15 protein-coding genes and 3 rRNA genes are annotated in these 21959 nt (G+C 68.7%); 14 read left to right on the top strand and 4 right to left on the bottom strand.

All coding sequences use genetic code 11. The features are described 5' to 3' along the window. Positions 1-14 precede the first annotated feature (14 nt). A complete protein-coding gene (locus HD593_RS47060; RefSeq protein WP_185109398.1) occupies positions 15-1406 on the top strand; it encodes a hypothetical protein in 1392 nt (463 codons plus the stop codon). Here HD593_RS47060 and erm read toward each other — a convergent pair. Then, entirely contained in the window at positions 1378-2103 is a 726-nt protein-coding gene (gene erm / locus HD593_RS47055; protein ID WP_379478751.1) for an ErmE/ErmH/ErmO/ErmR family 23S rRNA (adenine(2058)-N(6))-methyltransferase, read from the bottom strand. The two genes, HD593_RS47060 and erm, sit on opposite strands and share 29 nt — an antisense overlap. Positions 2104-2457: 354 nt before the next feature. Here erm and HD593_RS47050 point away from each other — a divergent pair, with 354 nt between their 5' ends. Genes HD593_RS47050 through HD593_RS47025 form a run of 6 tightly spaced genes read left to right on the top strand, consistent with a single transcriptional unit; the run spans position 2458 to position 8030 of the window. Continuing rightward, positions 2458-3135 carry a response regulator transcription factor gene (locus HD593_RS47050; protein ID WP_185109396.1) on the top strand — a complete coding sequence of 226 codons (678 nt, stop codon included), beginning with the start codon at positions 2458-2460 and terminating at the stop codon, positions 3133-3135. Then, on the top strand, positions 3132-4529 hold the full coding sequence (locus tag HD593_RS47045) for a sensor histidine kinase (RefSeq protein WP_221525330.1): 1398 nt from the start codon (positions 3132-3134) through the stop codon (positions 4527-4529). Before HD593_RS47050 ends, HD593_RS47045 begins: the two co-directional genes overlap by 4 nt. A 24-nt stretch (positions 4530-4553) precedes the next feature. Continuing rightward, positions 4554-5075, top strand: a complete 522-nt coding sequence (locus HD593_RS47040) for a hypothetical protein (RefSeq protein ID WP_185109395.1) — start codon at positions 4554-4556, stop codon at positions 5073-5075. After that, the gene (locus HD593_RS64810; protein WP_221525329.1) at positions 5072-6175 is read left to right on the top strand and encodes a peptidoglycan-binding protein; all 1104 of its coding nucleotides are present in this window, start codon (positions 5072-5074) and stop codon (positions 6173-6175) included. The genes HD593_RS47040 and HD593_RS64810 overlap by 4 nt, the downstream gene beginning before the upstream one ends. Next, positions 6175-6837 (top strand): ABC transporter ATP-binding protein, encoded by a 663-nt coding sequence (locus tag HD593_RS47030; protein ID WP_185112555.1) that lies wholly within the window; start codon positions 6175-6177, stop codon positions 6835-6837. Before HD593_RS64810 ends, HD593_RS47030 begins: the two co-directional genes overlap by 1 nt. Then, complete coding sequence (locus HD593_RS47025) at positions 6834-8030, top strand: ABC transporter permease (RefSeq protein ID WP_185109394.1); 1197 nt, start codon at positions 6834-6836, stop codon at positions 8028-8030. Before HD593_RS47030 ends, HD593_RS47025 begins: the two co-directional genes overlap by 4 nt. Here the strand turns inward: HD593_RS47025 and HD593_RS47020 are convergent. Then, on the bottom strand, positions 8027-8167 hold the full coding sequence (locus HD593_RS47020; protein ID WP_185109393.1) for a hypothetical protein: 141 nt from the start codon (positions 8165-8167) through the stop codon (positions 8027-8029). The genes HD593_RS47025 and HD593_RS47020 overlap by 4 nt on opposite strands. Before the next feature lie 169 nt (positions 8168-8336). On the opposite strand from HD593_RS47020, the gene HD593_RS47015 reads away from it, so the two are divergent. Together HD593_RS47015 and HD593_RS47010 are read left to right on the top strand one after the other, a co-directional pair. Next, positions 8337-9191 (top strand): prenyltransferase/squalene oxidase repeat-containing protein, encoded by an 855-nt coding sequence (locus HD593_RS47015; RefSeq protein ID WP_185109392.1) that lies wholly within the window; start codon positions 8337-8339, stop codon positions 9189-9191. Between the two features lie 84 nt (positions 9192-9275). After that, complete coding sequence (locus HD593_RS47010) at positions 9276-10022, top strand: DUF6597 domain-containing transcriptional factor (RefSeq protein WP_185109391.1); 747 nt, start codon at positions 9276-9278, stop codon at positions 10020-10022. A 9-nt stretch (positions 10023-10031) separates the two neighbouring features. Here HD593_RS47010 and HD593_RS47005 read toward each other — a convergent pair whose 3' ends face one another. Then, positions 10032-11069, bottom strand: coding sequence for an AI-2E family transporter (locus HD593_RS47005; protein ID WP_312904238.1), 1038 nt, complete (start codon positions 11067-11069; stop codon positions 10032-10034). A gap of 451 nt (positions 11070-11520) precedes the next feature. Between HD593_RS47005 and HD593_RS47000 the strand changes: the two genes are divergently transcribed. The 4 genes from HD593_RS47000 (at position 11521) to fxsT (ending at position 20715) form a co-directional block, all read left to right on the top strand. Further along, a 16S ribosomal RNA gene (locus HD593_RS47000) occupies positions 11521-13040 on the top strand. 289 nt (positions 13041-13329) lie between these two features. Beyond that, positions 13330-16434: ribosomal RNA gene (locus tag HD593_RS46995) — 23S ribosomal RNA — on the top strand. A 132-nt stretch (positions 16435-16566) separates the two neighbouring features. Then, positions 16567-16683, top strand: a 5S ribosomal RNA gene (gene rrf, locus HD593_RS46990). The 16S, 23S and 5S rRNA genes sit together here, the layout of an rRNA operon. A gap of 1068 nt (positions 16684-17751) precedes the next feature. Further along, on the top strand, positions 17752-20715 hold the full coding sequence (fxsT, locus tag HD593_RS46985; protein WP_185109390.1) for an FxSxx-COOH system tetratricopeptide repeat protein: 2964 nt from the start codon (positions 17752-17754) through the stop codon (positions 20713-20715). 19 nt (positions 20716-20734) lie between these two features. Here fxsT and HD593_RS46980 read toward each other — a convergent pair whose 3' ends face one another. Further along, entirely contained in the window at positions 20735-21364 is a 630-nt protein-coding gene (locus HD593_RS46980; protein ID WP_185109389.1) for a LysE family translocator, read from the bottom strand. A 98-nt stretch (positions 21365-21462) separates the two neighbouring features. On the opposite strand from HD593_RS46980, the gene HD593_RS46975 reads away from it, so the two are divergent. Beyond that, entirely contained in the window at positions 21463-21921 is a 459-nt protein-coding gene (locus HD593_RS46975; RefSeq protein WP_185109388.1) for an Lrp/AsnC family transcriptional regulator, read from the top strand. The last annotated feature ends 38 nt before the right edge of the window (positions 21922-21959 follow it).

Below are 21959 nucleotides of genomic sequence, written 5' to 3'. Positions count from 1 at the left end.
GGCTAGAGGCCGCCATGGATTACGCAGTTCTCACGGGGATCGTCCTCGTCGCCGGTGTCGTGCTCGCCCTTGTCGCTCAATGGCGTGATTGGCGTCCGCATCTCGCGGTCGCGATCCTCGTGGGCGTCGCCGTCCGCGTGCTCATCATGTACACCTCGGCCATCGACAGCTGGCAGCCGGTCGACTTCGTCGAGAGTTTCAAGCCCGCGGGCGAGGCCGTGCTGCGGGGCGAGGACCCCGTGCTCGCGAGCGAGGGTGGCTGGCACTTCCTGCCGACCATCCCGTACGTGTACGGCATCCTGCTGTGGCTGGGCATCCCGTGGGAGTACGCCGGCCGCCTGGTCACCGTGGTCGCCGACATCGTGCTCATCCCGCTCGTCGCCAAGCTGGCCGGCGGCCCCAAGGCGTCGCTGCGCGCCCTGCAGTACGCGCTCAACCCGCTCGCCGTGCTCATCGCCTCCGTCCATGGCCAGGTGGAGCCCGTCGCGCTGGTGTTCGGCGTGGCCGCGTTCGTGGTGGCCAGGGGCCCCGGCGACCCCGACAGGCCGGGCCTGGTCACCGACGTGGTGGCCAAGGTGCGCGCGGGCGTGGCCGCGTACGGCGTGCGGGCCTCCGTGCCCCGGGTGATCGGCCGCGGCGGCATGCTGCACCGGGCGCTGCTGCCCGGCCCCGGCGACCGGGCCCACCTCAAGCGCGGTCTGCTGGCCGGCGTGCTCATGGGCCTGGCACTGTGCGCCAAGAGCTGGCCGATCTGGCTGATCCCCGGCTTCCTGCTGCTCCTGCCGAACCTGCGCGCCCGGATCGCCGCCCTGTTCACCACCGGCCTGGTCCCGATCTTCTTCTTCGTGACGCTGCCGATCTTCGCGGGCACGTCGATCAACCAGCTCCCGGCGGTCATCGACACCATCCGCGACATCCGGCCCATCGTGGGCGAATGGGGCTGGACGCCGTGGTTCACCGAGGGCAGCTGGTCCCTGGAGCCCGAGATGGCCTCGTTCGGCACCAACCTCATCTACGTCTGCGTCATCCTCGCCGTCCTCTGGTGGCGCCGGGCCGACCCGATCGACATGACCACGGCCATCCTGCTCATCTTCATGGTCGTGACGCCCCGGCTCGGCGCCCAGTACCTGCTGTGGTTCATGCCGTTCCTGGTGGCCAGGCCCACCCGGTTCGCCTGGCCGGCCATCATCGGCGTCTCGTTGTGGTCGGGTTACGGCTACCTCGTCATGACGCAGTTCGACGTCAACGGGTGGTGGCTGCAGCACACGTACTGGTCGCGGGCGTCGATCGTGCTGCTGCCGATCCTCCTGCTGGCCATGCCGTGGGACCGCCACATCGCGGCGGCCCCGGGGGCGCGGTCGTCCCTCCCGCGTCAGGTCACCGGCATAGGCGCCCCCACAACGTGACCCACTGGTCAGGGTGGACGTGGCCCACGACGGCGTCGCGGGCCACCCCGGCCGCCGCCAGCGCGGCGTCCACGCCGTCGTAGCGGGGCTTCAGCGAGGCCCGCACCGAGCCGCCCACCCCGCCGAAGCCCAGCTCCACCAGCTCCTGGTAGGAGCGGCGGTCCTGCACCAGCGGCTCCGGCCTGCGCTCCAGGCGCAGGATCGCCGAGTCGACCGACGGCACCGGGCGGAAGCTCTCCCTGCCGACCGTGTCGCCCAGCCGCCAGTCGAACCACGGCCACGACTCCACCGTGACCAGGCTCCACCGGCCGTAGTCGCCGGTGCGCTTGCGGGCGTACTCCCGCTGGGTGAGCAGCGTCGCCGAGGTCAGGGCCGGCGCCCGCAGGCACCAGTCCACGATCTTCGACGTGACGGAGTAGGGGATGTTCCCCACGACCGCGAACGGCTCGCGCGGTGCCCGCGCCGTGGTGAAGTCGCCCCTGACCACGTCGATCCTGGAGTCGCCGCGCGTACGCGAGGCCAGCCGCCCGGCCAGCCGCGGATCGAGCTCGTAGCCGATCACCCGCGCGCCCGCCTCCGCGAGCGCCAGGGTGAGCACGCCCTCGCCGGGGCCGGGCTCCAGCACCAGCCCCTCCGGCGCGGCCGCCTTGATCATCAGGTCGACGGCATGCCTGTCGACCAGGAAGTTCTGCGACAGCTCGCGCCGCGCCCGGTCAACGGGCGTGCGACCGCCACCGCCGCCTTTCCTGGCCTTCTTCTGGGTGTGTGAATAGTTTCCGTGCGCGAAATTCTGCGCCACAGCACTGCCCTTCCGGGTCCTCGAGATGAACGGGTCTCGAAGGGCCCTGGGCGCGCCTGCGGACGCTCGGCTCAGGTGTGAGAAGTCACCGCGTCCGCTAGCGGGCCAGAGCCCGGCCGCGGCGGATGCGGATGAAAACCTGGCAGGTGAACATGCATGACATGCGGATCACGCTAGGCGGCGCGCCTGCGGACGGGCAACCGAATAAACGCTTTGAGCCCGCTTTGAACTGGCTCGGGTAAACCTTGGAGCATGGACCGACCGGCCAGGGTGCTCGTCGTGGACGACGAGCCGAACATCCGCGCCCTGCTCTCCCAGACCCTGCGTCTGGTCTCGTTCGACGTCAGGACCGCCGGGACGGGCGCGGAGGCGGTGACGGCCGCCAGGGAGTTCAGGCCCGACATCGTGGTGCTCGACGTGATGCTGGAGGACTTCGACGGGTTCGAGGTCGCCAGGCGGCTCGGCGAGAGCGTCCCCGTGCTGTTCCTGACCGCCCGCGACCGGGTCGAGGACCGCGTGCAGGGGCTCACGCTGGGCGCCGACGACTACGTGGCCAAGCCGTTCAGCCTGGAGGAGGTCGTGCTGCGCATCCGCGCCATCCTGCGCCGCAGCCGCGCCGCCCCCGAGCCCGACGTACTGCGCTACGCCGACCTGGAGCTGGACCCGCAGGCCCACGAGGTACGCAGGGCCGGCGTGCCGGTCGACCTGTCGCCCACCGAGTTCAACCTGCTCGAATACCTGCTCGCCAACGCCGGCCGGGTGGTCAGCAAGGCGCAGATCCTCGACAGCGTCTGGCGCTATGACTTCGACGGCGACTCCAGCATCGTCGAGTCGTACGTCTACTACCTGCGAAAGAAGATCGACAAGTTCGAGCCGCAGCTCATCCACACCGTGCGCGGCGTCGGCTACACGTTGAGGACCCCGCGATGAAAGCCTGGAGCCTGCGTTCCCGCCTCGTCATGGCCGTGCTCGGGCTCGCCACGCTCGGCCTCGTGCTCTCCAACGTCGTCGGCATCGCGCTGCTGCGCGACCACCTGATGGACCGCGTGGACGGCGAGCTCCAGCAGATCACCAGGGTCCTGAGCACCAAGGCCGTCACGACGTTCACCAGGATGCCCGTCACGCTCAACGACGTGATCGCCAAGCGGATCGCCGCCGTCCAGCGCATCATGATCTACAACCCTGACGGCTCGCTGCAATCCAGCAGCTCCGCCGACGACGGCCAGCCGCGCCCCGTCATCGGCGAGATCGAGGTCGGCGTCAACTACACCGTGCCCGGCTCCAGCGGCCCCTCCTGGCGGATCCGCGCCGCCGCGCTGCCCGACGGCGACCTCCTGGTGTTCGCCCAGTCGCTCGCCGGGCTGGAGCAGACCCAGACCGCGGCCATCGCCATCGCCTTCGCCGTCAGCGCCGTGGTGCTGCTCCTGATCGGGCTGAGCGCCAACGCCGTCGTACGCCTCGGCCTGCGTCCCCTGACCAGGATGGAGGCCACGGCCGGGCACATCGCCCGCGGCGACTTCGCCCGCCGCGTGCTCGCCGCGGACCCGCGCACCGAGCCCGGCCGCCTGGCCGCCGCCATGAACGTCATGCTCGACCGCCTCCAGTCCGAGATCGCCGCCAGGACCGGCTCCGAGGCCCGCATGCGCAGCTTCCTCGCCGACGCCTCCCACGAGCTGCGCACCCCCCTGACCTCCGTACGCGGCTTCGCGGAGCTGCACCGCAGGGGTGGCGGCGACGCCGACGAGGCCATGCGCAGGATCGAGGACGAGGCCGCCAGGATGAGCGTCCTGGTCGACGACCTGCTCACGCTCGCCCAGCTCGACGAGGAACGCCCGCTGGACCGCCGGCCCGTGGACCTGCTGGAGGTCGCCGCCGACACCATCCGCGACGCCCGCGTCCGCGTGCCGGAACGCCAGGTCAGGCTGGCCGGGCTGGACGGCAGGCTCACCCCCGTCTCGGTCGTGGGCGACGAGGCCCGCCTGCGCCAGGTCGCCGCCAACCTCATCGGCAACGCGCTCTGCCACACCCCCGCCGAGGCGTCCATCACCGTCAAGGTCGGCAGCATCGGGCACCTGGGCGTGCTGGAGGTGGCCGACACCGGGCCCGGCGTGCCGCCCGAGCACGTGCCACGCCTGTTCGACCGTCTCTACCGGGTCGGCCAGGGCAGATCCAGGGCCGACGGCGGCGCCGGGCTCGGCCTGGCCATCGTCTCCGCGATCGTGCGCGCCCACGGCGGCCGCGTCGAGCTCGACACCGCGCCCGGCAGGGGCGCCGCGTTCCGCGTACTCCTACCTGGCTCCGAGGTGACTCCGAGCCCGCTCTGAACGGCGCTCGGCACATTCGGAGGCATGACACGGACACTCCTCGCCGCAGCCCTCCTCGCCGCCCTGGCGGCGGCCGGCTGCGGCAGCCAGCAGAGCGGCACCGGCGTCGCCTCGGTGACCGCCACGAGCGCGACGCCCACCTCCTCGCCCACCGCCACCGCCTCGGCCGACCCGCAGGAGCAGGGCAGGAAGTTCGCCCAGTGCATGCGCGAGCACGGCGTGCCCATGGAGGACCCGGGCCCGGACGGCAGCGGCGGCCTCGCCGTGATCGCCGAGAAGGGCGCCGACGGCAAGACGAAGAAGGCCATCGAGGCCTGCCGCCACCTGTCCCCGTTCAAGGACCGCAAGCAGAGCACGCCGGAGGACATCGAGCTGCTCCGCGAGTTCGCCAAGTGCATGCGGGAGAACGGCGTGAACATGCCCGACCCCAACCCCGACGGGACCTTCGGCGGCGGCGCGGGGTCGATCAAGCGCGACGACCCCGCGTTCCAGAAGGCCTTCGAGGCCTGCCGGGGCTCCTTCCCCAAGAGGGGAGCGGGCCAGTGACGAAGGTCGAGGAGGCCCCGCGCGCGCCAGGGCCCGCCCTGCGCGCCCTGCCGCCGCGACGGCGCGGCCCGATCCGGGCCCTGGCCTGGACGGGCGGCGCCGCGCTGCTCGCCGCCGCCGTCGCGGCCGCCGCCGTGGGCTTCGGCGGCGACAGCGCGGGCACCGCCGTCGCGGGCCGCACCCCTCCGGCCACCGCCCAGGTGACCCGCACGACGCTCACCGAGACCAAGACCGTGGACGGCACCCTCGGCTACGGCGACCCCCTCACGGTCAGCGCCAAGTCCCAGGGCACGATCACCTGGCTGCCCGCCGAGGGTTCCGTCATCACCAGGGGCCACGCCGTCTACAGCGTGGACGCCGACCGCCGCCCCCTCCTGTACGGCACCATGCCCCTGTACCGTGAGCTGCGCGACGGCGTCGAGGGCAAGGACGTCGAGCTGCTCGAACGCAACCTGGACAAGCTCGGCTACGACGGCTTCGACGTGGACGACGAGTTCACCTGGGCCACCAGGGAGGCGGTCGAGGACTGGCAGGAGGACCTCGGTCTCGACGTCACCGGCACCGTCCAGCCGGGCGACGTCGTCGTGGCCGACGGCCGCATCCGCGTCGCCGAGCTGCGCAAGGCACTCGGCGACACCGCCAGCGGGCCCGTGCTCGACACCACCGGCACCACCCGCGAGGTGCGCGTCGCCCTGGACGTCGCCGACGAGCACCTCGTCAGGAAGGGCATGCGGGCCACCGTCGAGCTGCCCGACGGCGCCACCGTGAAGGGCGAGGTCAAGAGCGTGGGCAAGGTCGCCACCGAGACGACCAGCGGCAACGACACCGTCACCACCGTCGAGGTGAAGGTGTCGGTGAGCGGGCTGAAGAAGCCGTACGACGCCGCCCCCGTGGACGTCACCATCGTCTCGGAACGGCGCGAGAACGTGCTGGCCGTACCCGTCGGAGCGCTGCTCGCCCTGGCCGAGGGCGGCTACGGCGTCCAGGTCGTGGAGGGCGCGTCCACCGGCTACGTCGCGGTCGAGGTGGGCATGTTCGCCGACGGCAAGGTCGAGGTCGAGGGCGTGCCGGAAGGCGCCACCGTGGCGGTGCCCAAGTGATCGCCGAACTGCTCGACGTCAGCAGGCACTACGGCGACGTGGCCGCGCTCCGCGGGGTCTCGCTGGGCATCGACCACAGCGAGCTCGTCGGCATCGTCGGCCCGTCCGGCTCCGGCAAGTCGACCATGCTCAACATGCTCGGCACCCTCGACCGGCCCTCCGGCGGCACCGTCCGCATCGCCGGGCACGACGTGCTCACGCTCACCGACCGGCAGCTCTCCGCCCTGCGCGCGAACGTCATCGGCTTCGTCTTCCAGCAGTTCCACCTGGCCGCCGGGGTGCCGGCGCTGGACAACGTGGCCGACGGCCTGCTGTACGCGGGCCCGTCGCTCCGCGAGCGGCGGTCACGCGCGTACGAGGCGCTGGAACGCGTCGGGCTCGGGCACCGGGCCGGCCACCGGCCGCACGAGCTGTCCGGCGGCGAGCGGCAGCGCGTCGCCATCGCCCGCGCCGTCGTCGGGAACCCGCGGCTGCTGCTGGCCGACGAGCCGACCGGCAACCTCGACTCCCGATCCGGGGCCGGGGTGATGGCGCTGCTGCGCGAGCTGAACGCGGCCGGCACCACCGTGGTCGTCATCACCCACGACCGCGACATCGCCGCCTCCCTGCCCCGCCAGGTCGAGATGCTCGACGGCCGCGTCCTGGACGGAGTACGCGCATGACCGTCCTCGTCCCCGCCCGGCTGCGCCCCCGCGACGTCATCAGGGTCGGCGGGGCGGGCCTGCGCGCCCGGCCGCTGCGCGTGTTCCTGTCGGCGCTCGGCATCGCCATCGGCATCGCCGCCATGCTCGGCGTCGTCGGCATCTCCGCCTCCAGCCAGGAGGACCTCAACCGCCAGCTCGCCGCGCTCGGCACCAACCTGCTCACCGTGTCACCCGGCAACACCCTGTTCGGCGAGGCGTCGCACCTGCCGGCCGAGGCCGAAGGCATGATCGGCCAGATCGCCCCCGTCACCGCCGTCACCGCGACCGGCACCACCAAGGCCAAGGTCTACCGCAACGACCACGTCCCCGAGGCCGAGACCGGCAGCATCTCCGTCACCGCCGCCCGCCTCGACCTGATCGAGGACGTCGGCGCCGGCCTCGCCTCCGGCACCTGGCTGAACGAGGCCACCCACGGCTACCCGGCCACCGTGCTCGGCACCAAGGCCGCCGACCGGCTCGGCGTCGTCCACGCGGGCCCCGACCAGCGGGTCTGGCTCGGCGGCCAGTGGTTCACCGTCGTCGGCGTGCTCGCCCCCGCCCCGCTCGCGCCCGAGCTCGACTCGGCCGCCCTGGTCGGCTGGCCCGCCGCGGAGGAACGGCTGGGCTTCGACGGGTACGCGACCACCATCTACGCCAGGGCCCAGGAGGCGCACGTCGTCGAGGTACGCGGCGTGCTCGCCGCCACCGCCAACCCCGAGCAGCCCAACGAGGTCGAGGTCTCCCGCCCCTCCGACGTGCTGGCCGCCAAGCAGGCCACCGACGCCACCCTGAACGCCCTCCTGCTCGGCCTCGGCGGCGTCGCGCTGCTGGTCGGCGGCGTGGGCGTGGCCAACACGATGGTGATCTCCGTACTGGAGCGCCGCGCGGAGATCGGCCTGCGCCGCTCCCTGGGAGCCACCCGCGGGCAGGTCCGCGTCCAGTTCCTCGCCGAGTCGCTGCTGCTGTCGGCCATCGGGGGCGTCGGCGGGGTGCTGCTCGGCATCGGCGTCACGGCCGCGTACGCGGGCATCCAGGGCTGGCCGGCGATCGTACCGGTCTGGGCCATGGTGGGCGGGGTGCTGGCCACGCTCGTCATCGGCGGCGTCGCCGGCTTCTACCCGGCGGTCCGCGCGGCCCGGATGTCCCCCACGGAGGCGCTGGCCGCGCCCTAGCCGGTGACCACGATGACGCGGACGAGGTGCCCGTGCGACTTGTAGATCCCCGGAGGGTCGCCGGGCATCACGCCCGTCACGCACTCGTACGTGTCGCCGCCCGCCTGCCGTACCAGGAAGGTCGGCTCCGCGATCACTCGCCCAGCACCCGCCAGCCGGGCACGGCGCGCAGGTGCGGCAGGAGACGCGCCTCGGGCTCGTCACCGACGCCGGCGCCGTTGCTCCACGCGTCCGATTGTTACAAGAGAACGGCGCGGGCAGGTGGATAGCTTCGAGGGCGACACCCCTAGCGGAAGGACCGCCGTCATGGACCTGCTCGACCGGGCCGAGCTGTACCTGCACCACCACGCGAGACTGATCGACAGGCTCCGCTTCGAGGCGCTGTTCAGGGGCGGCTCGCGCGCTCGCGTGCTGGAGGTGCTGAGCTGCTACCAGAACGAGGACGGCGGCTTCGGCAACGCGCTCGAACCCGACCTGCGCGGCCCCGGCAGCCAGCCCGAGCCGGTCGAGGTGGCGTTCTGGATCCTGGACGAGCTCGGCGCGTTCGACTCGCCGATCGTGCCGGCCGCCTGCAAGTACCTGTCCTCCATCACCACGGGGGACGGCGGCGTGCCGTTCGTGCTGCCGTCGGTGCGGGACACCCTGCGCGCGCCCTGGTGGGAGACCGAGGACGACCCGCCCGGCAGCCTCGTCCCCACCGCCTCCATCGCCGGCCTGCTGCACAAGCACGCCGTCACCCACCCCTGGCTGGACGCCGCCACCGACTTCTGCTGGTCGAAGCTGTCCGTGCCGGGGGAGCTGGAGCCGTACGCGGCTCGCGCGGCGGTGACGTTCCTGAACTGGGTGCCCGACAGGGAGCGCGCGGAGTCGGAGTTCGCGCGGCTGCGCGACGCCATCCTCGCCACCGTCACCTTCGACCTGAACGCCCCCGGACACGTGCACTTCCCGCTGGACTTCGCGCCGTACCCGCTGCGGCTGCCGCTGTTCACGCAGGACGTCCTGGACGCCGGACTCGACGGGCTCCTGGCCGCCCAGTCGCCCGACGGCGGCTGGAGCGGGAACTGGCTGATGTGGACGCCGCTGGTGGCGCACGAATGGGGCGGCTACGTCACCCTGCAGCACCTCAACACCCTGCGCGCCTACGGCCGCCTGCCCGCGTGAGGCGCTTCTCCTGCCGGAGGGCCTCCTGCCGGAGGGCCTTCTGCCGGAGGGCCTTCTGTCGGAGGGTTCGCGTACGTTGGAGACATGTACGTGGAACGGCCCCCGAGCGCCGGCCTGGCCGGCCGCCTGGCCTGCGGGTGGCATCGCGTCAGCGAGACCGCCTTCACCCAGCTCGTGGTGCCCGACGCGTGCGTCGACCTCATCTGGGGGCACGAGGGCCTGTACGTCGCCGGCCCTGACACGGGGCCGATGCCGGCGGCGATCGAGGCCGGGGAGACGCTGGCCGGGGTGCGGTTCAAGCCTGGCGGGGTGGGCGACTTCTTCGGCGTCCCGCTCCAGGAGCTGCGCGACCGGCGCGTGCCGCTGGCCGACCTGCCCGGCGGGCCCGCCCTCCTGACCGAGCTCACCGAGGCTGCCGGGGCCTGGCACGCCGCACCACCGGAAGGGGCGCCGTTCCACCGGCTGCGCGCCCACGTCGAGGCACGGCTGGAGGTCCTCCAGGCGACGGTCGGGAGCCGCCTGATGACCTCGGCGGCCGTCGACCCTGCCGCCGGAGCCGTCGCCACCGCGCTGAGCAGGGGCCGTTCGGTGGCGGAGGTGGCCTGGGACCTCGGCTACAGCGAGCGCCAGCTCCATCGCCGCAGCCTGCTCGCCTTCGGCTACGCGCCCAAGACCCTCCAGCGCATCGTCCGCTTCCAGCGGGCGATCCGGCTGGCCCGCGCGGGCACCCCGCTGGCGGAGGTGGCGGTCAGGGCCGGCTACGCCGACCAGGCCCACCTGGCCAACGACGTCAAGCGCCTCAGCGGCGTACGGATGAGCCGCCTGCTCTGACCCGCCTCATCAGCGGGGCAGCCGCCCCGACACCAGGGCCTGCACCCATTTCGCGCTCGGATCACTGTCGATCAGCAAGGCCCGCGTCAACAGGCTCAGCGGAATGGCCAGAATCGCGCCCAGCGGGCCCAGCACAAATGTCCAGACGATGAGCGAGATGAACGTCATGGTCGTCGAGAGCCCCACGGCGTCCCCGAGGAACTTCGGCAGAATGAACGACTGCGTCACGACATTGATGACGATATAGGCGACGATCACCAGCAGCATCGTCTGCACACCCCCGTCGAGCAGGGCGAGCATGGCCGGCGGCAACAGCGAGATGACGAACCCGACGTTCGGGATGTAGTTGGCGATGAGCGCGAGCACACCCCAGAGCAGCGGCAGCGGAACGTCCAGCAACGACAGCGCGACCATGTCGAGGATCGCGTTGATGAGCCCGAACACGGTCGAGACGATCAAATACCGCCGGGTTTTGTGGCCGAACGTGGCGAGTGCGGTCACCAATTGGGGCCGGCTGCCTTCCCCCGTGGTGAGAATGCGTGCCGTCATCGGCGCGTCCAGCGACATCGCCAGCAACAACACCACGATGAGAAACAGCGCGGACAGAATGCCGATCAAACTCCCGAGCAGGCTCTGCGCCAGCCCCAGCACCCGCCCCGGGTCGAACGCCTGCAGCCCCTTGTTGAGCACCTCGTTGCTGATCCCGTGCGCGGCCGCCCACCGCTCGGAGTCGGCGAGCAACTGCTCGAACTGGTCGTCGTACGTGGGCAGCAGGGTGACGAGCTGCGTGACCGAGATGGTCAGGATGCCGACCATGCCGAGCAGCACCAGAACGACGATGAGGAACGGCACGGCGACCTGCAGCCAGATCGGGACGCTCCTGGCCGCGAGCCAGTTGCGTACCGGGGAGACGGCGATGACGAGCACCAGCGCGAGCACCACGGGGCCGGCGATGGAGGCGACCTCGCGGACGCCGAAGAGCACCACCACTCCGGCGGCTATGCCCACCAGGATGATGAGCGCCCTGGGCACGGATTGATCTCGCACGCACCCGTTCTTACCCGGGTGCGCAGGGCGAACCGCCGATTTGACGGTTCCCGTAGGCGTACATAGAGTTCAGCAGTCCCACGGGGGCGGCTTGATCGCCGGCTCCACTCGGGGGCCACCTCCAGACTCCACCACCGCGGTGTGGCGTGCGCGTCCACTCGGATCGGCTGGTAAGTTAGAGGGGTTGTCTCCGAAAGGGGGCAGGGATTAATTCCCGCAGGTCGAGCAAGTCCGGTCAATTTGACAGGAACTTGAACGGCTGAAAGAATTAAGACCACAACGACGAAATGAACGCCTCCGAGCGGGGGCCGCGAGAGCGGGCCTGGTGAGGAAGTACGCGTCCGTTTCTTGAGAACTCAACAGTGTGTTAAAAGCCAGTGCATGATTTTCATGCAACACCTCGTCAAGAGATTTTCTTGATGGATTTTGCTCGGATGAATAATCCAGACATTGTTTGGAGAGTTTGATCCTGGCTCAGGACGAACGCTGGCGGCGTGCTTAACACATGCAAGTCGAGCGGAAAGGCCCTTCGGGGTACTCGAGCGGCGAACGGGTGAGTAACACGTGAGCAACCTGCCCCTGACTCTGGGATAAGCCCGGGAAACTGGGTCTAATACCGGATACGACCGCCTCCGGCATCGGGTGGTGGTGGAAAGTTTTTTCGGTTGGGGATGGGCTCGCGGCCTATCAGCTTGTTGGTGGGGTAGTGGCCTACCAAGGCGACGACGGGTAGCCGGCCTGAGAGGGCGACCGGCCACACTGGGACTGAGACACGGCCCAGACTCCTACGGGAGGCAGCAGTGGGGAATATTGCGCAATGGGCGGAAGCCTGACGCAGCGACGCCGCGTGGGGGATGACGGCCTTCGGGTTGTAAACCTCTTTCAGCAGGGACGAAGTTGACGTGTACCTGCAGAAGAAGCGCCGGCTAACTACGTGCCAGCAGCCGCGGTAATACGTAGGGCGCAAGCGTTGTCCGGAATTATTGGGCGTAAAGAGCTCGTAGGTGGCTGGTCGCGTCTGCCGTGAAAGCCCGCAGCTTAACTGCGGGTCTGCGGTGGATACGGGCCGGCTAGAGGTAGGTAGGGGCAAGTGGAATTCCTGGTGTAGCGGTGAAATGCGCAGATATCAGGAGGAACACCGGTGGCGAAGGCGGCTTGCTGGGCCTTACCTGACGCTGAGGAGCGAAAGCGTGGGGAGCGAACAGGATTAGATACCCTGGTAGTCCACGCTGTAAACGTTGGGCGCTAGGTGTGGGGATCTTCCACGATCTCCGTGCCGGAGCTAACGCATTAAGCGCCCCGCCTGGGGAGTACGGCCGCAAGGCTAAAACTCAAAGGAATTGACGGGGGCCCGCACAAGCGGCGGAGCATGTTGCTTAATTCGACGCAACGCGAAGAACCTTACCAAGGTTTGACATCACCCGGAAACCTGCAGAGATGTGGGCCTCTTCGGACTGGGTGACAGGTGGTGCATGGCTGTCGTCAGCTCGTGTCGTGAGATGTTGGGTTAAGTCCCGCAACGAGCGCAACCCTTGCTCCATGTTGCCAGCAGGCGCTTCGGCGTGCTGGGGACTCATGGGGGACTGCCGGGGTCAACTCGGAGGAAGGTGGGGATGACGTCAAGTCATCATGCCCCTTATGTCTTGGGCTGCAAACATGCTACAATGGCCGGTACAGAGGGTTGCGATACCGTGAGGTGGAGCGAATCCCTAAAAGCCGGTCTCAGTTCGGATTGGGGTCTGCAACTCGACCCCATGAAGTCGGAGTCGCTAGTAATCGCAGATCAGCAATGCTGCGGTGAATACGTTCCCGGGCCTTGTACACACCGCCCGTCACGTCACGAAAGTCGGCAACACCCGAAGCCCGTGGCCCAACCCGCAAGGGGGGGAGCGGTCGAAGGTGGGGCTGGCGATTGGGACGAAGTCGTAACAAGGTAGCCGTACCGGAAGGTGCGGCTGGATCACCTCCTTTCTAAGGAGCACTCTCACCCGTCACCGGCGCACGATCGGTGGGGTGACAGCTCACTAGTGGAGCACTGGCTATTCGGTGCAGCGTGGTTGCTGCCTGGTTAGTACCGCCCTTCGGGGAGTGGGAACGACAGGCCAGGAGCCGTGAAGCATCGGACACACTGTTGGGTCCTGAGGAAACGGGCAGCGCTCGTTTGACTCAGTACAGGGCCACTGAAGGGTCGCATCACGCGGTCTGGAGGTGGTTGCTGTTTGTTGTTTGAGATTTGCATAGTGGACGCGAGCATCTTTGTGGCCAAGTTTTTTAGGGCACACGGTGGATGCCTTGGCATCAGGAGCCGATGAAGGACGTGGGAGGCTGCGTTAAGCCTCGGGGAGTCGCCAACCAGACGTTGATCCGGGGATGTCCGAATGGGGAAACCTAGCACCAGTCATGTGGTGTTGCCTCCGCCTGAATGTATAGGGCGGTTGGTGGTAACGCGGGGAAGTGAAACATCTCAGTACCCGTAGGAAGAGAAAACAAGAGTGATTCCGTGAGTAGTGGTGAGCGAAAGCGGATGAGGCTAAACCGGGCGTGTGTGATAGCCGGCAGGCGTTGCATGTCCGGGGTCGTGGGACCTTCTGGGTCGATCTGCCGGTCGGCCAAGCAGTGATAAATCTGTCTGATAGTTGAAGCCTCTGGGAAGGGGCGCCGTAGACCGTGAGAGCCGGGTAGGCGAAATCGGATGGACTGCTGGAGGGGATCCCAAGTAGCACGGGGCCCGAGAAATCCTGTGTGAATCTGCCAGGACCACCTGGTAAGCCTAAATACTCCCTGATGACCGATAGTGCACGAGTACCGTGAGGGAAAGGTGAAAAGTGCCCCGGTGAGGGGTCGTGAAATAGTACCTGAAACCGTGTGCCTACAAGCCGTAGGAGCTTACATCAGCTTGCTGGTGTGTGATGTGACTGCGTGCCTTTTGAAGAATGAGCCTGCGAGTTATGGTGTGTGGCGAGGTTAACCCGTGTGGGGGAGCCGTAGCGAAAGCGAGTCTGAAGAGGGCGTTTGAGTCGCATGCTGTAGACCCGAAGCGGAGTGATCTACGCATGGGCAGGTTGAAGCTCAGGTAAGACTGGGTGGAGGACCGAACCCACCAGGGTTGAAAACCTGGGGGATGATCTGTGTGTAGGGGTGAAAGGCCAATCAAACTCCGTGATAGCTGGTTCTCCCCGAAATGCATTTAGGTGCAGCGTTGCGTGTTTCTTGCCGGAGGTAGAGCACTGGATGGCCGATGGGCCCGACAAGGTTACTGACGTCAGCCAAACTCCGAATGCCGGTAAGTGAGAGCGTGGCAGTGAGACTGCGGGCGATAAGGTTCGTAGTCGAGAGGGAAACAGCCCAGATCACCGACTAAGGCCCCTAAGCGTGTGCTAAGTGGGAAAGGATGTGGAGTCGCAGAGACAACCAGGAGGTTGGCTTAGAAGCAGCCACCCTTGAAAGAGTGCGTAATAGCTCACTGGTCAAGTGATTCTGCGCCGACAATGTAGCGGGGCTCAAGTACACCGCCGAAGTCGTGGCATTGATTCCTATGTGGAGTTGATGGGTAGGGGAGCGTCGTGCAGCCGGCGAAGCAGCAGAGTGATCTAGTTGTGGAGGCTGTGCGAGTGAGAATGCAGGCATGAGTAGCGAATCGAGGGTGAGAAACCCTCGCGCCGGATGACCAAGGGTTCCTGGGCCAGGCTAATCCGCCCAGGGTAAGTCGGGACCTAAGGCGAGGCCGACAGGCGTAGTCGATGGACAACGGGTTGATATTCCCGTACCCGCTTCAATGCGCCCATACTGAACCTCGTGATGCTAAGAGTCCTTAGCTCGCCTAAAGCCTTCGGGCTTGGGGTCAGAGTGAACGCTCGATCCGATCGGGTAGTAGGTAAGCGATGGGGTGACGCAGGAAGGTAGTCCAGCCCAGGCGATGGTTGTCCTGGGGTAAGCATGTAGGGAGTGCGGTAGGCAAATCCGCCGCGCGTTAATCCTGAGATGTGATGCCGAGCCGATTGTGGTGAAGTGGATGATCCTATGCTGCCGAGAAAAGCCTCTAGTGAGTGTTGTGGCGGCCCGTACCCTAAACCGACTCAGGTGGTCAGGTAGAGAATACTAAGGCGATCGGGTGAACTGTGGTTAAGGAACTCGGCAAATTGCCCCCGTAACTTCGGGAGAAGGGGGACCTCTGCTGGTGATGAGTCTTGCACTCGGAGCTGGTGGGGGTCGCAGTGGCCAGGGGGAAGCGACTGTTTACTAAAAACACAGGTCCGTGCGAAGTCGTAAGACGATGTATACGGACTGACGCCTGCCCGGTGCCGGAACGTTAAGGGGACCGCTTAGTCCAGTTTTCTGGGCGAAGGTGAGAACTTAAGCGCCGGTAAACGGCGGTGGTAACTATAACCATCCTAAGGTAGCGAAATTCCTTGTCGGGTAAGTTCCGACCTGCACGAATGGCGTAACGACTTCCCCGCTGTCTCAACCGCAGACCCGGCGAAATTGCACTACGAGTAAAGATGCTCGTTACGCGCAGCAGGACGGAAAGACCCCGGGACCTTCACTACAGCTTGACATTGGCGTTTGGAGCGTCTTGTGTAGGATAGGTGGGAGACTGGGAAGCTCGGACGCTAGTTCGGGTGGAGTCATTGGTGAAATACCACTCTGGTCGTTTTGAACGTCTAACTCTGGTCCGTGATCCGGATCGGGGACAGTGTCTGGTGGGTAGTTTAACTGGGGCGGTTGCCTCCCAAAGAGTAACGGAGGCGCCCAAAGGTTCCCTCAGCCTGGTTGGCAATCAGGTGTTGAGTGTAAGTGCACAAGGGAGCTTGACTGTGAGACTGACGGGTCGAGCAGGAGCGAAAGCTGGGACTAGTGATCCGGCATCGGCGTGTGGAAGCGGTGTCGCTCAACGGCTAAAAGGTACCCCGGGGATAACAGGCTGATCTTCCCCAAGAGTCCATATCGACGGGATGGTTTGGCACCTCGATGTCGGCTCGTCGCATCCTGGGGCTGGAGTAGGTCCCAAGGGTTGGGCTGTTCGCCCATTAAAGCGGTACGCGAGCTGGGTTTAGAACGTCGCGAGACAGTTCGGTCCCTATCCGCTGCGCGCGTAGGAGACTTGAAAGGGGCTGTCCCTAGTACGAGAGGACCGGGACGGACGAACCTCTGGTGTGCCAGTTGTACCGCCAGGTGCACGGCTGGTTGGCTACGTTCGGAAGGGATAACCGCTGAAAGCATCTAAGCGGGAAGCTCGCCTTGAGATGAGGTCTCCCACCCTGTGAGGGGGTAAGGCTCCCGGTAGACGACCGGGTTGATAGGCCGGAGGTGGAAGCGCGGTAACGTGTGGAGCTGACCGGTACTAATAGGCCGAGGACTTGACCACAAAGCATATTGCTTTGGTGTGTGCTGCGCTCTGTTACTCTTCGCCGGGTCCAGAGCTGCGCCACATCAAAGAAATTTCTTGCTCGCGTCCACTATGCAGTTCTGAGACAGCAAGCTGGCTGTTTCGCAGGGTTACGGCGGTTATGGCGGGAAGGAAACACCCGGTTACATTCCGAACCCGGAAGTTAAGCTTCTCTGCGCCGATGGTACTGCACTCGGGAGGGTGTGGGAGAGTAGGTCACCGCCGGACAATCTTTATATGAAAAGGGCCCCGACCAGCACTGGTCGGGGCCCTTTTCATTTCCCTGTGCATAGGGTGCTTTCCGGGCATGACGGAGTTCCGGTGGCGACCCTCAGAGGGCCGGGTCACTCTGGAAGAGTGACGGATTCTTCCTCTTCAGGACACGGATCCGGGCCGCCTCGGCGTAATCGCCGGCGCCCGAGTCTGCTCGTCTGGACGCTTACCCCGATTTCGCTCACTTTGGTGGCGGCGGGCGTGACCGACTATGTCGCTGACATGTATGGGATGCCTGGCTCGTTGTTAATGGTGCTGGGTGAGCAGGACAGCCTGATCAGTGTGTCCTTGGGGATGTTCGGTCTGTTCGTGGCGGCGGTGCTCGTCATGGTGCGGCACCGGATCGAAGCGAGGTCGTCGCCGCCGCGCGAGGGTTCGTTCGCCGGATGCGGCATGGGCCCTCCGATCGGCCCTGCGCCGGTGACCGGCGAGGAGGGGTCATCCGGAGCGACAGGTGACGCTCCGGCCGGCACCTCCGCCGTGACAGGCGACGCAGCACCGTCAGATTCGCCCGCCGCCCAGGCAGGTTCCCCCACTGCCCAGGCCGGCTCGTCTCCTGAGCGGACAGGGCCGCCTTCGGGACAGGCTGCTCCGTTCCTCGCGCAGGCCGATTCGCCTCCCGGGCCGGCTGGGAAGCCACCCGGACAGGCCGATTCGGCTCCCGGGCGGGCCGGGCCGCTTCCTGGGCAGCGCGATGCGCCTCCCCGGCAGGCTGGGCTGCCCCCCGGACAGCCCGACTCGCGCACTGCGCAGGCTGGCGCGCTTCCGGCGCAGGCGGGTCCGCTCCCTGGGCAGGCTGATTCGGCTGCGGGGCAGGCTGGCTCGCAGCCTGGGGTGGCTGGAGCACCGCCCGCGCAGGCTGGAGCGCCGGTTGGGCGGAGGCGTGGGTGGCGCAGGGCGCGGGGCGAGCCGATGGGGCGGGTCGAGGGCGCCGGACCGGTGGAGCGTTCCATTGAGGTGGGGGGTGACAACCGTGGGGTGGCGATGACCGGAGACAGGGCCACGGCGGTGAATGTCGGTCATGTGGATGTCGTCGGTGACGTGCGGTTGCCGCCCCGCCCTCAGGTCCCCACCCGCCCGGTGCAGCTCCCGCCCCGCCCTCCGCGCCTGCTCGGCAGGGACGAGATGGTGGCGGAACTGCGGGCACGCCTGGCCGGGGGCAGGAGCCAGCCGTGCGTGGTGGCGGTGCACGGGCTGGGCGGGGTCGGGAAGACCAGCCTGGCTCTGGAGTACGCGCATCGCCACCTGCATGACTACCAGCTCGTCTGGCAACTCCCAGCCGCCGACCCGGCCGTGCTGTCCGCCGCCTTCGCCCGGTTGGCGGCGCTGCTGGGGTTACGGGACACCGTGGACGCCGCCGACCCCGTCGATCAGGTGCATGCCGCGCTGGCGGCCCGTACCGAGCCCTGGTTGCTGATCTTCGACAACGCGCCGGAGGCTGATGCCCTGCGCCCTTTTCTACCTCCGGCGGGGCCGGGGCACGTGCTGATCACCAGCAGGTCCGGGAGCTGGCCGCGCGAGCAGGGGCTGGAGCTGCCGGTGCTGGAGCCGGAGCCGGCGGTGGCGCTGGTGTTGGCGCGGTCGGGGCAGGACGACGCCGCGGCGGCCTCTGCCGTGGTGGCCGAGCTGGGCGCGCTGCCGCTGGCGCTGGAGCAGGCGGCGGCGTTCATGTCCGAGACCGGGCTGGCCCTGGGCGAGTACCTCGACCTCCTCCACGACCAGCGGGCAGGGCTGCTCGCGCAGGGGCAGGCCTGGGGGTACGAGGAGCGGATCACCACGACGTGGCAGCTCGCGTTCAGGAACCTGGCGGGCACGAGCCGGCAGGCGATCGCGTTGCTGCGGGTGCTGGCCTGCTACTCGCACGAGGCCATCCCGTACCACCTGCTGCTGTCGCCGCTCGAAGGGCGTACGGCGCGGGAGCTGTTCGCCGAGGACGTGCAGCGGCAGCGGGCGTACGGGCGGCTGCCGGGCTCGCGGGTGCGGCTGGTACGGGAGTTCCGGCCCTGGATGAGCGCGGTGGCGGTGTTGCAGGAGCTGCCGCGCGACCCGCTCGCGATCAACACGGCCGTCGGCGCGCTGCGCGGCCACAGCCTGATCGGGCAGCCCGTGGAGGGTACGGTGCCGGTCCACCGCCTGGTCCAGGCCGTAACCCTCGACCAGCTCGCGCCGCACGAGCAGCAGCGCTGGCGGGACGCGGCGGCGGTGCTGCTGGAGTCGGTGCTGCCGGACGACCCCACCCGCGTCGCGGCCTGGCCCCGGTACGCGCTGCTCCTGCCGCACATCCTGGCCGCGCTGACCCCGATCTCGCCGGGCATGGACAAGACGGCGCAGTACCTGGGGGCGAGCGGCGACTACCGTACGGCCAGGTCGTTGTTCAGGGAGATCTGCGAGGCGCTGACCGCGAAGCTGGGGGCCGAGCACCCGTCCACGCTGACCGCCCGGCACGAGCTGGCGCGGTGGACGGGTGAGCTGGGGGACGCGGTGGCGGCGCGCAGGCAGTACACGGAGCTGCTGCCCATCCGGATGGGCCAGCTGGGCGCGGAGCACCCGATCACCCTGACCATCCGGCACGAGCTGGCGCGGTGGACGGGTGAGCTGGGCGATGCGGTGGCGGCGCGCAGGCAGTACGCGGAGCTGCTGCCGGTGAGCGAGCGGGTGCAGGGGCCCGAGCACCCGAACACGCTGACCATCCGGCACGAGCTGGCCCGATGGACGGGTGAGCTGGGGGACGCGGCGGCGGCCAGGGACATGTACGCCGACCTGGTGCCGATCAGGGAGCGGGTCCAGGGCCCCGACCACCCGGACACGCTGGCCGCCAGGGCGAACCTGGCGCAGTGGACGGGTCAGGCGGGGGATCCGGCGGCGGCCCGTGACCAGTACGCGGCGCTGCTGCCGATCCGCGAGCGGGTCCAGGGCCCGGAGCATCCGTCCGCGCTGATCAACCGGCACGAGCTGGCCCGCTGGACGGGCGAGCTGGGCGAGGCGGAGGCGGCCAGGGACCAGTACGCGGCCCTGCTCGTCGTGCGCGAGCGCGTGTCCGGGCCCGAGCATCCCGACACGCTGACGATCAGGCACGAGCTGGCTCGGTGGACGGGCGAGCTGGGGGACGCGGCGGCGGCCCGCGACCAGTACGCGGCGCTGCTGCCGCTCAGGGAACGCGTCCAGGGCCGCGATCACCCGGACACCCTGATGGCCAGGGCGAACCTGGCGCAGTGGACGGGGCAGGCGGGCGATCCGGCGGCGGCCCGCGACCACTACGCGGCTCTCCTGCCGATCAGGGAACGGGTTCTCGGGCCCCAGCACCCCGCCACCCTGATCACCCGCCACGAGCTGGCCCGCTGGACCGGCGAGCTCGGCGACGCCGTCTCGGCCCGCGACCAGTACGCCGAGCTGCTCATCCGCCGCGAGCACGCCTCCGGCGCCGATCACCCGGACACCCTGACCACCCGCCACAACCTGGCCTACTGGACGGGCCAGGCGGGTGACGCGGCGGCGGCCCGCGACCAGTGCGCGGCCCTGCTGCGCGTCAGGGAACGGGTCCTCGGCCCCGAGCATCCGGACACCCTGATCACCTGGCACAACCTGGCCTACTGGACGGGGGCGGCGGGTGACGGGGTGGCGGCCAGGGAGCAGTACGCGGGCCTGCTCGCCGTTCGGGAGCGGGTGCTCGGCCCGGAGCATCCCGACACGCTGACGATCAGGCACGAGCTGGCGCGGTGGATCGGCGAGCTGGGGGACCCGGTGGCGGCCAGGGACGCGTACGCGGCGCTGCTGCCACTCCGCGAGCGGGTCTCCGGGCCCGAGCACCCCGACACGCTGACCGCCCGCGCGAACCTGGCGTACTGGACGGGGCAGGCGGGGGATCCCGTGGCGGCGCGCGACCAGTACGCGGCCCTGCTGCCCATCAGGGAGCGGGTGCTCGGCCCCGGTCATCCGGCGACGCGCACGACCCGGGGCCAGCTCGCCTACTGGCGGGAGCGTGCCTAAGGGGGTGGCTGGGGCGGCCTTAGTGGGCGCCGAGGGTGGCGGCGGCGACCACGAGCAGCAGCGTGCCCGAGATCGCCGAGATCCGGCGGGCCGCCTTCGGGGTGCCGGTCAGCGCGGTGCTCGCCCGGGCCGTGGCGACCGCGACGAGGCCGTAGAGCAGGGCGCAGTTCACGACGTGCAGCAGGCCGAGCGCGGTGAGCTGGAACCCGAGCGGCACGCCCGTCCCGGTCGAGATGAACTGCGGCATCAGCGACAGGTAGAGCAGCAGGCCCTTCGGGTTGAGCAGGGCCGTGAGCGTGCTCTGCCGCAGCACCCTGCCGCGCGGCTCGGCGGACGGCGCGCCGAGCGGCCGGGTCTCGCGGGACCGCAGCGACAGCAACGTCCTGACGGCCAGGAAGACCAGGTACGCCGCTCCGGCGTAGCGCATCGCGGGCAGCGCGGCGGGTACGGCGCGGAGCGCGGCGGCCAGCCCCGCGGCTGCCAGGACGGTGTGCGCGGCGTACCCGCAGCAGATGCCCGCCACCGCCGTCAGCCCGGTCCTGCGGCCCTGGCCGAGGGAGCGGGCCAGCACGTACAGCATGTCCGGCCCCGGCGTGCAGATCAGCAGCAGATCCATGCCGAGGAACAGGATCAGCAGCTCGGTGTCCATGATGTATCTCCTCCTGCCCGCGACGGTAGCCGAGCAGGGGTGGCACACGATGGTGGATTCGTGCTGGCCGGATGGTGTGCGTGGCAGGATGTTGCGTCATGGATGCGATTGACCGCAGGATCCTCCAAGAGCTCCAGCGGGACGGGCGGCTGAGCAACACCGAGCTGGCCGACCGGGTGGGGCTGACGCCGTCGCCGTGCCTGCGGCGGGTGCGGCAGCTGGAGGAGAGCGGGGTGATCCGCGGGTATCGGGCGTTGCTCGACGGGGGCGCCGTGGGGCGGGGGTTCCAGGCGTTCGTGACCGTGGTGATGAGGTACGAGGATCACGACACGGTGGCCGAGTTCGAGCGGCGGGTGTCGGGGATGCCGGAGGTGGTGGAGGCGTACCGGCTGTTCGGGGATCCGGACTTCCTGCTCCGGGTGGCGGTGGCGGATCTGGCCGCGTACGAGAGGTTCTACTCCGAGACGCTGTCCGGATTGCCGGGGGTGGCGCAGGTGACGTCGCACCTGGCGATGAAGTCGGTGAAACCGGATGCCGGGCTGCCGGTCACGGGCTGAGCGGCGGGGACTCGCTGGAGTCCCCGCCGAAGCCGGGT

This window comes from Nonomuraea rubra (genome assembly GCF_014207985.1).
In the GTDB taxonomy this organism is placed as follows: domain Bacteria; phylum Actinomycetota; class Actinomycetes; order Streptosporangiales; family Streptosporangiaceae; genus Nonomuraea; species Nonomuraea rubra.
Note: the sequence above shows the minus strand (reverse complement) of the source record. Positions and strands in the feature narration are given on the sequence as shown.

Excerpts from the sequence above, each read along its gene's own strand:
- HD593_RS47060 (WP_185109398.1), top strand. The coding sequence starts at position 15 with ATGGATTACGCAGTTCTCACGGGGATCGTCCTCGTCGCCGGTGTCGTG.
- HD593_RS47050 (WP_185109396.1), top strand. The coding sequence starts at position 2,458 with ATGGACCGACCGGCCAGGGTGCTCGTCGTGGACGACGAGCCGAACATC.
- HD593_RS47045 (WP_221525330.1), top strand. The coding sequence starts at position 3,132 with ATGAAAGCCTGGAGCCTGCGTTCCCGCCTCGTCATGGCCGTGCTCGGG.
- HD593_RS47040 (WP_185109395.1), top strand. The coding sequence starts at position 4,554 with ATGACACGGACACTCCTCGCCGCAGCCCTCCTCGCCGCCCTGGCGGCG.
- HD593_RS47025 (WP_185109394.1), top strand. The coding sequence starts at position 6,834 with ATGACCGTCCTCGTCCCCGCCCGGCTGCGCCCCCGCGACGTCATCAGG.
- HD593_RS47015 (WP_185109392.1), top strand. The coding sequence starts at position 8,337 with ATGGACCTGCTCGACCGGGCCGAGCTGTACCTGCACCACCACGCGAGA.
- HD593_RS47010 (WP_185109391.1), top strand. The coding sequence starts at position 9,276 with ATGTACGTGGAACGGCCCCCGAGCGCCGGCCTGGCCGGCCGCCTGGCC.
- HD593_RS46980 (WP_185109389.1), bottom strand. The coding sequence starts at position 21,364 with ATGGACACCGAGCTGCTGATCCTGTTCCTCGGCATGGATCTGCTGCTG.
- HD593_RS46975 (WP_185109388.1), top strand. The coding sequence starts at position 21,463 with ATGGATGCGATTGACCGCAGGATCCTCCAAGAGCTCCAGCGGGACGGG.